Annotated in this window: 11 protein-coding genes; 8 read left to right on the forward strand and 3 right to left on the reverse strand. The window is 38.0% G+C overall.

The window, feature by feature from the left end; genetic code table 11:
* Positions 1 to 12: 12 nt before the first annotated feature.
* From QFZ28_RS14345 to QFZ28_RS14355, 3 genes are read left to right on the forward strand one after another with little or no spacing between them, the layout of a single operon-like run.
* Positions 13 to 921: a putative selenate ABC transporter substrate-binding protein gene (locus QFZ28_RS14345; protein ID WP_307195255.1), complete on the forward strand. Its 909-nt coding sequence runs from the start codon at positions 13 to 15 to the stop codon at positions 919 to 921.
* Positions 922 to 934: 13 nt separating this feature from the next.
* Positions 935 to 1693: a phosphonate ABC transporter ATP-binding protein gene (locus QFZ28_RS14350; RefSeq protein ID WP_307195256.1), complete on the forward strand. Its 759-nt coding sequence runs from the start codon at positions 935 to 937 to the stop codon at positions 1691 to 1693.
* Positions 1690 to 3327 (forward strand): PhnE/PtxC family ABC transporter permease, encoded by a 1638-nt coding sequence (locus tag QFZ28_RS14355; protein ID WP_307195257.1) that lies wholly within the window; start codon positions 1690 to 1692, stop codon positions 3325 to 3327. The genes QFZ28_RS14350 and QFZ28_RS14355 overlap by 4 nt, the downstream gene beginning before the upstream one ends.
* Positions 3328 to 3774: 447 nt before the next feature.
* Here QFZ28_RS14355 and QFZ28_RS14360 read toward each other — a convergent pair whose 3' ends face one another.
* Positions 3775 to 4944: an IS256 family transposase gene (locus tag QFZ28_RS14360; protein ID WP_307195258.1), complete on the reverse strand. Its 1170-nt coding sequence runs from the start codon at positions 4942 to 4944 to the stop codon at positions 3775 to 3777.
* 630 nt (positions 4945 to 5574) lie between these two features.
* Here QFZ28_RS14360 and QFZ28_RS14365 point away from each other — a divergent pair.
* A complete protein-coding gene (locus QFZ28_RS14365) occupies positions 5575 to 6738 on the forward strand; it encodes an MFS transporter (RefSeq protein ID WP_373428074.1) in 1164 nt (387 codons plus the stop codon).
* 65 nt (positions 6739 to 6803) lie between these two features.
* Positions 6804 to 7145, forward strand: coding sequence for a hypothetical protein (locus tag QFZ28_RS14370; RefSeq protein ID WP_307195259.1), 342 nt, complete (start codon positions 6804 to 6806; stop codon positions 7143 to 7145).
* Positions 7146 to 7256: 111 nt separating this feature from the next.
* Here the strand turns inward: QFZ28_RS14370 and QFZ28_RS14375 are convergent, their stop codons facing one another.
* Positions 7257 to 8666, reverse strand: coding sequence for a phospholipase D-like domain-containing protein (locus tag QFZ28_RS14375; RefSeq protein ID WP_307195260.1), 1410 nt, complete (start codon positions 8664 to 8666; stop codon positions 7257 to 7259).
* Positions 8667 to 8867: 201 nt separating this feature from the next.
* Here QFZ28_RS14375 and QFZ28_RS14380 point away from each other — a divergent pair, with 201 nt between their 5' ends.
* The gene (locus tag QFZ28_RS14380; protein ID WP_307195261.1) at positions 8868 to 9023 is read left to right on the forward strand and encodes a hypothetical protein; all 156 of its coding nucleotides are present in this window, start codon (positions 8868 to 8870) and stop codon (positions 9021 to 9023) included.
* Positions 9024 to 9076: 53 nt separating this feature from the next.
* Here the strand turns inward: QFZ28_RS14380 and QFZ28_RS14385 are convergent, their stop codons facing one another.
* Positions 9077 to 11212 carry a heavy metal translocating P-type ATPase gene (locus QFZ28_RS14385; protein ID WP_307195262.1) on the reverse strand — a complete coding sequence of 712 codons (2136 nt, stop codon included), beginning with the start codon at positions 11210 to 11212 and terminating at the stop codon, positions 9077 to 9079.
* 256 nt (positions 11213 to 11468) lie between these two features.
* On the opposite strand from QFZ28_RS14385, the gene cccB reads away from it, so the two are divergent.
* Positions 11469 to 11825 (forward strand): cytochrome c551, encoded by a 357-nt coding sequence (cccB, locus tag QFZ28_RS14390; RefSeq protein ID WP_307195263.1) that lies wholly within the window; start codon positions 11469 to 11471, stop codon positions 11823 to 11825.
* Positions 11826 to 11967: 142 nt separating this feature from the next.
* On the forward strand, positions 11968 to 12135 hold the full coding sequence (locus QFZ28_RS14395) for a hypothetical protein (protein ID WP_307195264.1): 168 nt from the start codon (positions 11968 to 11970) through the stop codon (positions 12133 to 12135).
* Positions 12136 to 12147: the final 12 nt, after the last annotated feature.

Here is a 12147-nt window from a genome sequence, read left to right on the forward strand (position 1 = left end):
GGTGAATAGTTTATGAAAAATTGGTTAACTGGTATGATATTATTTATGCTTGTTTTTTTATTAGCAGCCTGTGGGCAAACTGAAAATAAAGCAAATGAAGAAAAAGAAGGAAATAAGGAAACAAAAACAGAGGAAGTATTTAAAATTGGTGCGATTCCCGATCAAAATGCTGCTTTCCTCCAAACAGGAATGGATGCAGTAGCGAAGCAGTTAAGTGAAGAAACCGGCATGAAGGTTGAATTTGTTCCTTCTGTTGATTACGCAGCTTTAGTTACAGGATTCCAACGTGGTGAGATCCATTTAGCATGGTTCGGCGGTTTAACAAGTGTTCAGGCAAGAAATCTTGTTCCGGAAGCTGAATCCATTGTACAGCGTCCGCGTGACGCAGCGTTTAAATCCGTATTTATTACTCAAGAAGGCTCTGGTATTAGTACATTAGCTGATTTAAAAGGAAAATCATTCACATTTGGCAGTGAAAGCTCTACATCAGGACATTTAATGCCTCGTTATTTCTTAACGGAAGAAGGCATTGACCCTAACACTGATTTTAATGGTAAGCCTAACTTCTCAGGCTCACATGATACTACTTACAAGCTAATTGAATCTGGTTCCTTCCAAGCTGGTGCCTTAAACATCTCTGTTTGGGAAGCAGCGGTAAAAGAAGGTAAAGTGGATACAAATAAAGTGAAGGTGTTCTATACGACTCCTGATTATTACGATTACAACTGGACAATCAATAGCAACGTGGAAGAAGTATTTGGCAGTGATGCTAAGCAAAAAGTAAAAGACTCCCTTCTTTCCATGCCAGGCGATTCAAAAGAAATTGCTGACTTGTTCCAAACTGACAAGTTTATTGAAACAAAAAATGATAACTATGAAAAGATTGAAAAAGTTGCGAAAGAATTAGAGATTATTAAGTAGTAGGTGTTGTTCCATGTCTTCAAAAACGATGATTGAAGCAAAAAACATAACAAAACATTTTGAGCGGAAGATAGCCTTATCTTCCCTTTCTTTTTCTATTAAACAAGGTGAATTGGTGGCATTAATTGGCCCCAGCGGCGCAGGAAAAACGACTTTATTGAATTCCATTGCGGGGCTTGTTCCTCTTCAGGGCGGCGAGCTCCTAATAGACAGTCTTCCTCTTGCTGATTACAAACGAGGAAAGAAGTTTGCAAAAAAAATTGGTGTCATCCGCCAGCAGTTCGATTTAATTGGTCCTCTAGCAGTGATTCATAATGTCCTAGCAGGCAAATTATCACAGTGGGGTTTAATCAAATCATTAATTTCACTACTGGTCCCTCAAGAAAAAGAATCAGCCCTTACGGCTCTTAATAGAGTCGGGCTTGGAGACAAGCCTTACGAAATAACGGCAACATTGTCAGGCGGTGAACAACAGCGTGTGGCAATGGCAAGATTAATGGTACAGAATCCAGAAATCATTCTCGCAGATGAACCAGTAGCTTCACTCGACCCTGCTCGTGCTGACGATGTTCTTTCCATACTGACAAAAATTGTTTCAGAGGAAAACCAAACATTAGTTGCCAGTCTGCATTCAGTGGAATACGCACGAAAGTATTTTACAAGAATCATTTCTCTCAAAAATGGCGAAATATTTTTTGATTTGCCAACAGAAAAAGTAAGTGATGAGCTGTTACATGAGCTTTACAAGCTTAAGGAGCAGGGATTAATATGATCAAACTGATCCCCTCCCTTCGATTGCATAAAAGATTCATTCTTACTTTACTGTTGCTCGCAATTTTCGTATGGAGTCTTACCTCTATTCATTGGAACTCAGAACTTTTCCATGCAGGCGGTATTCCAACCATGCTGCAGATTTTTGAAGGACTAATCAAGCCTGATTTAGCACCAAGCATATTATTGGTTGGTTTGGAGTCGACTTGGATTACACTTGCGTATGCAGTGGCAGGGATGTCGCTGGCCATTGTTTATGCTTTTATTGTAGGCGTCTTGGCGTCAGGAACGTTAACGACTAGCAAATTTTCGCGGTTTATTTCTAAAGTGTTTTTTAGAGGTATATTAGGTTTTACTCGCTCGATTCATGAATTAATTTGGGCTTGGCTTTTTGTGGCAGCCGTTGGACTATCCCCCTATGCCGCAATCTTAGCACTAGCGATTCCATACGGCGGGATACTAGGCCGTATTTTTGCAGATATGCTGAATGATGTTCCCGAGCAGCCGATTATTGCCTTAAAAGCAGCAGGCTCCTCACGGCTTCAAACGCTATTTTATGGTTACCTTCCCTTGGTTTGGGCAGATTTTATAAGTTATACGATGTACCGGTTTGAATGTGCTATTCGTTCTTCCGCCATTATGAGTTTTGTTGGCTTAGGAGGACTTGGTTTTCAGATTCAATTGGCACTAGCGGATTTAAAATATGATGCTGTTTGGACATTTGTCTTCTTTTTAATTGCGTTGGTGATATTTGTTGATGGCTGGAGTCATTGGGTTCGCAAGGAATTAACAGATCATAAAAGAAAAAAAGGCTTTGGTTCCGGCTGGATGTCTGTCCTATTTGCCACATTATTAATAATGTGTTCTTGGACGTATATTACGATTGGTGAAAATGCCAGGTTATTTGAGCTATTATCTGAAAAAAATATCGAATATGCTAAAACGTTTTTCGGCGGTCTTCTGGGTATCAATCTAGAAAATCCAGCCTTCCTAGATGCAGAAAGCTGGGAAAATGCACTGAAGCTTACGCTGGAAACACTTGAAATGAGTATAATGGCAATTGGATTTTCCACCATTGTCGCTTTCGTTACGGTCCTTCCTGCTGCAAGAAACATTGCCAATGGGAATCTTACATTTAAAAAGAGATGGTATAATTGGCCATTATTTGCTTTCATCCGTCTTCTTTTTATCTTTTCAAGGTCTGTTCCAGAATTAGTCTGGGCCATGATGATTATCTTTATTTTCAAACCTGGAATCCTACCAGGAGCATTGGCGCTGGCTCTTCATAACTTTGGTATACTTGGGAAGCTTTGGGCAGAGGTTGTCGAGGATATGGATCCGAGACCGATTCGAAACTTAGCAGCTGCCGGTGCTTCCAAAATCGAAATCTTCTTTTATGGAATTCTGCCTATCGCTCTTCCTCGATTTCTCACCTATATTCTTTATAGATGGGAAGTGATCATGAGAACAACTATTGTGGTAGGGTTTGTTGGTGCAGGCGGTCTTGGAATGGACTTTAAGCTTGCGATGAGTTATTTTAACTATACACAAATTACGTTACTATTATTTTGTTATATGATTCTTGTTGTCATTGCAGACTTCGCATCAGAAACAACTCGGAAAGCAGTGAAATAAAGAGCACATGTCCATTCAGATAAAGGTTCCGTTTTGAGGTGCTTTTCTTCATACGTGCCGAAATGATAGTCGTTTTGGCAGTGTTATTGGTTTATATAAAAGTAAAACTCGCCAGCTATGATCTGCACCAAAAAAGTTAGACAAAAATATTAAGCAACTTGTTGGACATGAGTTCGGTATTCTACTGGACTCATGTCCTTTAATTTTTGCTTCATTAGATTTTTGAAATAGTTAAGATGTCTTTTCCTTAATCGAGTAACCAGCAAAAGAAATATAAGCGGAGATTTTCCGTTTAAATACATATTGGAGCTCTTTTCGAGTCAAGTCCATGTTATTGTGTAAATTCATTACCTCATCATTACAATGTTTAACAGGAGTATAGAATTTTGATGTTTTGGAAGGGGGGTACCCCCCTTCCAAAACATCAAAATTTCGCGCGCTTCGCGCCTATTGTTTTTCTTGCACTACTTTTCTCGTAGTTTGTTCTTCGGCTAAGTCGATTAAGACCGCTCCAATTAATCTGAACGCAGATTGTGTATTAGGAAAAATACGGATCACTCTTTCCCTTCTTCTTACTTCTTGATTTAACCGCTCCAATGAATTTGTACTACGAATAAATTGATGATATTTCTGAGGTTCATTGAAATATTGAATGGCATCTTCGAAGCCATCTTCTAATATATCTATTGCATTTTGTAGCTTTGGATTATCACCAAATTGATTCAAAAACTCCTCTTTAAATCTCCGAGCATCCTCAATTTTCAATCCCTCGAAAATCCTTTTTAAACCTAATTTCACTTCTTCCATATCTTTTTTCGGCAATTTATTAAAAATATTTCGTTTGAAATGTACCGTGCAGCGTTGCCAAGTGGTTCCCACAAACTCACTGCCAATTGCCTTTTTTAGGCCCTTATGTGCATCAGAAATGATTAATTTTGGCGATTGTAAACCGCGTGATTGTAAGTGTTGGAAAAATCTTTGCCAAGCTTCATAGCTTTCAGAGTGGTCCACTTTTAAGCCAAGAATTTCTCTGTCATTGTTTTCATTAATTGCAGTTGCAATATAAACTGCTTTAGAAACCACTCGGTGATGTTCTCTCACTTTAATATACATGGCATCTGCAAAAATATAGGGATAATACATCGTATTAATTGGCCTATTAGCCCACTGATTAACAACTGGGTCAAGCTTTTCTGTTAGAGAGGAAACGAACGATTTTGAGACAGTTTCCCCACATAACTGTTGGACAACATTCTTTACTTTCCGGGTGGAAACCCCATTCACAACCATTTCAAGCATAGAGAGGACAAATGCTTGATCACAACGTGCATACCTTTCAAATACTGATGGCGAAAAATCACCGTTACGCGTTCTAGGTACTCTTAAAGTTATTTTTCCAATACTTAATAATAAATCACGTTCATAGTAGCCATTTCGATAGTCACGACGTTCAATGGAACGTTCGTAGGAACCAGCTTTTAAAAAATCATCCCGTTCTTTTTCCATCACAGAATTCAAAACCAAGACGATAGACGCTTTGATCACAGCGTCTATATCAGAGTTCATAACGGAATCTTTTAAATCATTGATATTTAGGTTAAACTGTATTTGAGTCATAATTAATTCCTCCACATTGTTTTCTTCGCCGTTAACATTGTAACCATGAGGAGTTAATTTGACTCATTTTCTTTTTACACAATTATATGGACTCAATCTCTTTTCGGGATAAATAAGCGGAGGTTTTCCGCTTAATCAAATCAAAATCCCCCATTTTCGAATTTTTCGAGCTAATAGGCGGAATTTCTCCGTCTATTTAAGCATTTTTTTATATTAATTACGAATTAAGCGGAATTTCTCCGCCTATTTATCAACTCAGGTGCTTAACCTTATCCCCCAACGGAGAAAGCTTGATAAATAAAGAAAAAGACCCATGCAAATTCATACGTCAATTTTTGTGTCTTTGAAAAAGAATGCACCCGAAAACGGAACCCTTTATCTATTCAGACATGTTCTCTTTATTCACTATACCTTTGCTATAATCCTGCTAGCATATGATAGACTAGTGCTACTTTATTGATATGTGCTGATTAGGTGATATCTTATCAACTAAGAAAATTATTTTAAATAATAATTTGAAATGCTTGTATTAGAATCATGTTTTCTATTATCCTAAGCATAGTGCCAAAGTTTGTAGTAATTTTTACATAAAGATTTGAACTGTTCAGATCATTTAGGAGTTGGAGTTATTTGGAAACAAAAAGGGCTTTACCAATTTTATTTTTAATCATGTTCCTTGTCATGATAGGCTTCGGAATCATTATTCCCGTTCTGCCATTTTATGCTGAAGAAATGGGCGCTTCCCCTACGCAATTAGGCTTACTAATGGCTGTTTATTCGCTAATGCAGCTTATCTTTGCTCCATTTTGGGGGAAATTATCGGACCGTATCGGGCGTAAGCCGATTATGATGATTGGAATCGCTGGATTATCATTGTCCTTCTTTATTCAAGCGATGGCTACTGAGCTTTGGATGTTATTTGCCGCACGAATTATTGGCGGCGTACTTTCTTCGGCTAATATGCCTACTGCGATGGCATATGTCGCCGATATTACCACTCCTGAAAACCGTGGGAAAGGAATGGGTATTGTAGGAGCAGCAGTAGGACTAGGCTTTGTCTTTGGTCCTGCCATTGGCGGTATATTTTCAAAGTCAAGTATGAGTATGCCGTTTTACTTAGCAGGTGCCTCTTCCTTGATAACGTTAGTCATCATTTTCTTTTTCTTGAAAGAATCCTTACAAAAAAATACTGCCGCGGATCAGAGTAGTACTCAATCGAGATGGAAGGCATTTTCTGGTCCCGCAGCCGTATTGTTTTTATTACAATTGCTAATTTCTCTTTCACTATCTGGCTTAGAAGCTACATTCGCTTATTTTGCTGCAAAAAAGGCAGGTTTAGGGGCTGCGCAGCTAGGATATATATTCATGATTATGGGATTTGCTGGAGCAATGGTCCAGGGCGGTATGGTTGGCAGATTAACAAAGAAATATGGTGAAGGAAAAGTTATCCAAGGGGGAATCATTGTATCAGCGATTGGTTTCGGATTAATTCTATTTGTTGACAGTTTTACAACTGCTGCTATATTTTTATCAATCTTTGGTATTGGAAATGGCGTCATTCGCCCTAGTGTCTCTTCCTTACTGACGAAAACCACTGACGCAGGTCATGGAAGTGCAACCGGATTGCTTTCTTCCTTTGACTCGTTAGGAAGAATCATTGGTCCACCTCTTGGAGGCTGGTTATTCTCCCTTTCAATCGGATTACCTTATATCTCTGGAGCCATCATTTCAGTTATAGCCTTAGTACTATATCAATTTTATCGAACGAAAGCTTTAGCGTTTAAAACAAACTAGCATATGTGAAAAGGACATGCATAAGATAGGTTACGAGGATGTACTTGTAAAAGGAGTCGAGATAAATGAAAATAATCTCTCATTTCACGACGTTTTTATTCCTGTGTATCATTGTTGCACTTGTAGCCTATCTTGATTCGCCGTATTCATTTATTCATAGCAAATATTCCTACTCGACCATCAGTGAACCAGTAGTGGCACAACCGGTAGACGTAGAACCGCCAACAGATGTGCCAGTGTTGGAATATATGCTCGATGATGTTCAAAAAATGAACGGATATTTCGTTGAGATCTATCAGGAATATGAAGTCTATTACGATGAAACAGGAAAAGTGGTTAAAAGAGAGCCAACATCTAAGACAGAGAGTGTCCGATATTGGGAAGAAGACAATAAAATTGAACCTTAAAAGCTGTCGAATAATCATCGACAGCTTTTCTTTTGTGTTTCTGGCAATTAATTTATGAACTGATTGGCAGTAAATTTATTATTCCTTACTCAAAGTTTATTGAGTAGAGGTTTATAATAAATGCTGGAATAAACCCGTTATATAGGATAGTCCTTTTATACTGAATGATTTAACCCAACTTACTTTACCTGGTTTTAAGTTTGTGTCCTCTATATACGATTCATCCTTTGCTACCTTTAAGCTCTTTTTAAAATACTGGTTCATTTCCTTTTCGAGATTTACGGTAAACTCCACGCTATCAATGACGACCATGGACTCTGTATTTAAAAACGTCGACCTGGAATCCAAATTAAATGCTCCAATGGCACTCAATCGATCATCAAAGATAAATGTTTTGGCATGTATCGATTCCGGCCCCTGATACTCCCATATATTCATACCCTTTTTTACCATCCCGTTAATATGTTTAATATGTCCTGAATAGGCGATAACATTGGCTGACGAGGCTAACGAGTTCGTTAAAATAGTTGTCTTTTCAGGAGGTACTTGTAACGTTTTCAAATAAGGAAGCATAGGTTGTGTTGGAATAATATATGGGCTTTGGATGACTAAGGACTTTTTCGAATTCTTCATGAGATTTGTTAAATCATACCAAGCCCAAGGTTCTTTATTAAATCTTTGTATAGGATTATGAATAAAGGTGATTTTTTTAGTAGGAAGGGACATTTTTACCCAATCATAATAATTATTGAATATTTTTTTATCTGTTTTTCTCAAATTCTCTAGTTTTTGTTTTAATTGTTGATTGGCTTCTTTTGCTTTCTTTTGTTGGCGTGAGGATAACTTATCAAAAGGAACCTTTGTAATTGGATGGTCCCAGACTTGATTAAAGTAGCCTTCCATTTGATTCAAAACACTGCCTTCCTTTGTCTTGGGATCCGTATTAATTATCAGAACATCTCGGTCATTCGTGGCGGATTTTTGACCTTCTTGAATAAAATAACGATCCCCGATATTTCTGCCTCCGATCACGGCATACTTATTATCGATAATAAGTAATTTATCATGTAGTCGATTATTCCATGTCCAAGGCAGTAAAAGATTTAGTGGTTCATAAAATTTAATTTCGATATTTGGATGATTGATTAAGGCGTATTGAACATCTTTCAGACTAAATCTAAAACCATGGAAAATTCCATCCAAAAGGATTCTTACCTTTACGCCATGATCGGCCGCATCCAAAATCATTCCAAATAATAAATCGGTAATATATCCTTTATGAATGGCATAATAGGCGATTTCAATAGACTCCTGTGCATTTTCCATTAAGTTAACACGGGCAAGTCCTGAAAACACCTTTTCTTCCAGTAGAATCACGCGATCCTGTGACGCCTCATTTCCATAGAATCTTTCCACTTTATGCTGTTCCTTAAAGGTGCTGCTAACCTCCGGATGTTTATCTTTAAAAATAACTATGCCGAATATAATAATATACATTAAATAAAAAATGAGAATAATCATAACCGCTCTCCTAATCTTTTTATCGAATTTACCTCCTTATTAACACCTGTGAAGCCAAGATAAATGTTAATAGTTTGTTCAACATTTTTTACATTATGAAATAACAAAGGAATAAATAGGTATGGAAAAGGTCACCTAATTCTCCATATTTATATTATTCCTATTTTGTTATTTTCCGTTCCTATTGAAATCGTTACCTTAATGGAGCTTAATTCTGAGGAAAGTGCAATTAGAGCTTGGAACATAATAAAAGAAGACGGAACCATTCATATGGCTCTTCAGCCAACATTCTTCGCGAAGCTTCCCGGTTCTGTGAAGGACAAATTTGGAGTTCCTTGGATGTTTACAGTAAGTTAAGAAACAAAATTCAACTAAAATTAAGAGGCTTCCCGTTATTGGGAAGCCCATTATTATTTGTCTTTGATTTTGAGAAGTCTTAAACCATTGAGAGTAACAATAAGTGTTGCACCCATATCTGCAAATATAGCAATCCAGAGCGTCAGCCAACCTGGGATTACTAATAACAATGCAACAAGTTTAATTCCTAAAGAGAATGTAATGTTCTGCTTAATGATATTCAAGGCTTTTCTGCTGAGTTTTAATGTAAATGGAAGTTTTCCTAAGTCATCTGCCATTAAAGCTATATCTGCAGTCTCAAGTGCCGTATCTGTACCTGCTCCACCCATTGCAATACCAACTGTCGAAGCGGCTAAAGCCGGCGCGTCATTCACACCGTCCCCGATCATCGCAACACGATTATACTTGCTTCTTAGTTCTTTAATGAAGGCTAGTTTATCCTGCGGAAGCAATTCAGCTTTAATATTGGTAACCCCAAGCTGTTTTCCAATTGCATTTGCAGTCGCTTTATTATCCCCTGTTAACATAATGGTTTCCTGAATGCCTAACGAGTGAAGTTTTTGGACGACCGATTTACTATTCCCTCTAACCTCATCTGCAACCGCAAGGATTCCCACTATTTCTGTTTCAGTCCCCGCAACCATTACCGTTTTGCCTTTATTTTGAAGCTCCGTAATCGTTGCTTTAATGTCAAGAGGCATTCCATTGACCAAGATTTCCTCGAACCAATTAGGGCTTCCTATAAAATACATTTTATCGTGCACTCTACCTTTTATCCCTTTACCTGTAATCGAAGAAAAATCTTGTATTACAATCTCTTTATAAGACAAATGTTCCTGCTCTGCTTTTTTCATGATTGCTGAAGCTAATGGGTGCTGAGAACCATTTTCTAAGGCAGCGATAATGGTCAATAATTCATTGGAATCTATATTTGGTTGTGGAAAATAATCTGTAACTACCGGTACACCTTCTGTTAGAGTTCCTGTTTTATCAAAAGCGATAGCTTTGATGGCTCCCATTTCCTCTAAATGAATTCCACCTTTAATCAGGACACCATTTCGAGCTGCATTTCCAATTGCCGTAACGATGGCAACGGGTGTAGAAATAACAAGCGCACAAGGACATCCTACCACTAGTGCGGCCAAGCCTTGGTATACCCATTTATCCCAATTTCCACCTAGGAATAGAGGCGGTATAACAGCGACGCCTAATGCGATTAGCATGATAATCGGTGTATAATATTTTGCAAACACATCAACAAATGCCTGAGATGGTGCTCTTTCCGCTTGGGCTTCTTCCACCAAGTGAATGATTTTAGCAATTGTGGTATCTTCCACATGTTTGGTTACTCGTACTTCAAGTAAACCATCTTCATTTAAGGTCCCAGCAAATACCTCATCATTAACCGCCTTCGCCACGGGTACAGATTCACCCGTAATGGCTGCCTGATTCACTGCTGATAATCCCTTAACAATAACCCCGTCCATAGCTATCTTTTGCCCTGGTTTTACAATTAGAATGTCACCAATTTGAATATCATCGACTTCAATTGTAAACTCCTTATCTCCCCTTCGGATTAAAGCTTCTTTGGGAGCAATATCCATAAGGGAACGGATCGATTGTCGCGCCTTATCCATAGAATAGGATTCGAGTGCTTCACTGATCGCAAACAAAATGACAACTGTAGCTCCTTCCCCCCATTCTCCAATAAACGCGGCACCAATGACGGCGATCGTCATCAAGGTTTTCATATCAAATTCCAAATGCAATAGATTCTTAATCCCGGTTTTAAATAATCGATATCCACCTATTAAAATAGAAGCACCATAGGCTAAAATTGAAGGAATACTTTCTTCCCCATTCATTTGCCCTGCAAACCATCCTATAAGTAAGAAAACGAATGATACAATGACAGTTGAATGTTTTTGTACAAAAGGTACTTTTTTCTCTTCAACTTTTTGTTTTTCAGGAACAACTTTTATATTTTCAAAGGCTCCTGCTTTTTCTATTTCCTCTATAGTTGTATGACCATATACGGTTAGTTTTGCAGCACCGAAGTTTACATTTGCGTCAGAAACACCATCCAGGTGTTTTACGTTCTTTTCGAACTTTGTAGCACAGCCTGCTCAGGTGAATCCTTGAACGCGATATACCGTTTTTTGATTTTCTTTTTGTAACGCATTACTCATAATAAGTTTTCCCCTCCATTAGTTGAGCAGAGGCAAGTTGAATCATCGTTCACCTGTATTGCCTCATCATTCAAACGTTCATTTGACTATTAGTATATACAATTGTGTTTCCTTTGGTCAAACAAATGTTTGAATGTTAATAAAAAACGCTTAAATAATTCACTGTTCGGTAGTAAACCTATTCAAATTCTGGATAAATAGCAGAATATTCATCACCCGTGTAAGAAAACCTATTACTATATGGAGGTGAAACTATATGAAAAAACTGCTCTATGGGTTAGTTTGCATTGCCTTCCTAGGCTTTCTGACAGCTTGCGGCGGCGGTGACAATGAAACGGAACAAGATACAACACCTACTGAGGAACAGGCTGGTGATGAACAACAAACGGCAGACGCTGGTGACGGAGATGCGCTTTATCAACAAAACTGTTCATCCTGCCACGGTGGAGATTTAAAAAGTGGAGGAGCTCCTGACTTAGATAAAGTCGGCTCAAAATACTCTAAAGATGAAATTGAAGAAATTATTGTAAATGGAAAAGGCGGAATGCCAGGAGGAATCCTTACAGGCGAAGACGCAGATGCCGTAGCTTCGTGGCTTGCAGAAAAAAAATAAGCAGGAAAAACCAGAATGGAAAATCCAATCTGGTTTTTTATTTAGATAAAAGGTTCCTATAATCCAATTATTTGATAGATAAAGTAGTTTGCACTACAATTAAGGTGTTGATCACCATTTCTAAGATTAAAAGGAGCACAACATGAAACAAAAATTACTAGTTTTTTCCTTCATAGCTGTTCTAGTATTATCAGCATGCGGGCAAAAGACACTCAGCGAGCCGATCACATTACATAATCAAGACCAGAAAGAAGTAACTTTTCCATTAGAGAAACCGACTGTATTCTTTTTTATTACTTCCTACACCTGAGGACTCTGCCAT

Source organism: Neobacillus niacini (genome assembly GCF_030817695.1).
Lineage (GTDB): Bacteria > Bacillota > Bacilli > Bacillales > Cytobacillaceae > Neobacillus > Neobacillus niacini_F.

Bases quoted from the DNA above. Each gene is read 5' to 3' on its own strand.
- QFZ28_RS14380 (WP_307195261.1), top strand. From the start codon at position 8,868: ATGGAGCTTAATTCTGAGGAAAGTGCAATTAGAGCTTGGAACATAATA.
- QFZ28_RS14370 (WP_307195259.1), top strand. From the start codon at position 6,804: ATGAAAATAATCTCTCATTTCACGACGTTTTTATTCCTGTGTATCATT.
- QFZ28_RS14395 (WP_307195264.1), top strand. From the start codon at position 11,968: ATGAAACAAAAATTACTAGTTTTTTCCTTCATAGCTGTTCTAGTATTA.
- QFZ28_RS14355 (WP_307195257.1), top strand. From the start codon at position 1,690: ATGATCAAACTGATCCCCTCCCTTCGATTGCATAAAAGATTCATTCTT.
- QFZ28_RS14345 (WP_307195255.1), top strand. From the start codon at position 13: ATGAAAAATTGGTTAACTGGTATGATATTATTTATGCTTGTTTTTTTA.
- QFZ28_RS14375 (WP_307195260.1), bottom strand. From the start codon at position 8,666: ATGATTATTCTCATTTTTTATTTAATGTATATTATTATATTCGGCATA.
- cccB (WP_307195263.1), top strand. From the start codon at position 11,469: ATGAAAAAACTGCTCTATGGGTTAGTTTGCATTGCCTTCCTAGGCTTT.
- QFZ28_RS14360 (WP_307195258.1), bottom strand. From the start codon at position 4,944: ATGACTCAAATACAGTTTAACCTAAATATCAATGATTTAAAAGATTCC.
- QFZ28_RS14350 (WP_307195256.1), top strand. From the start codon at position 935: ATGTCTTCAAAAACGATGATTGAAGCAAAAAACATAACAAAACATTTT.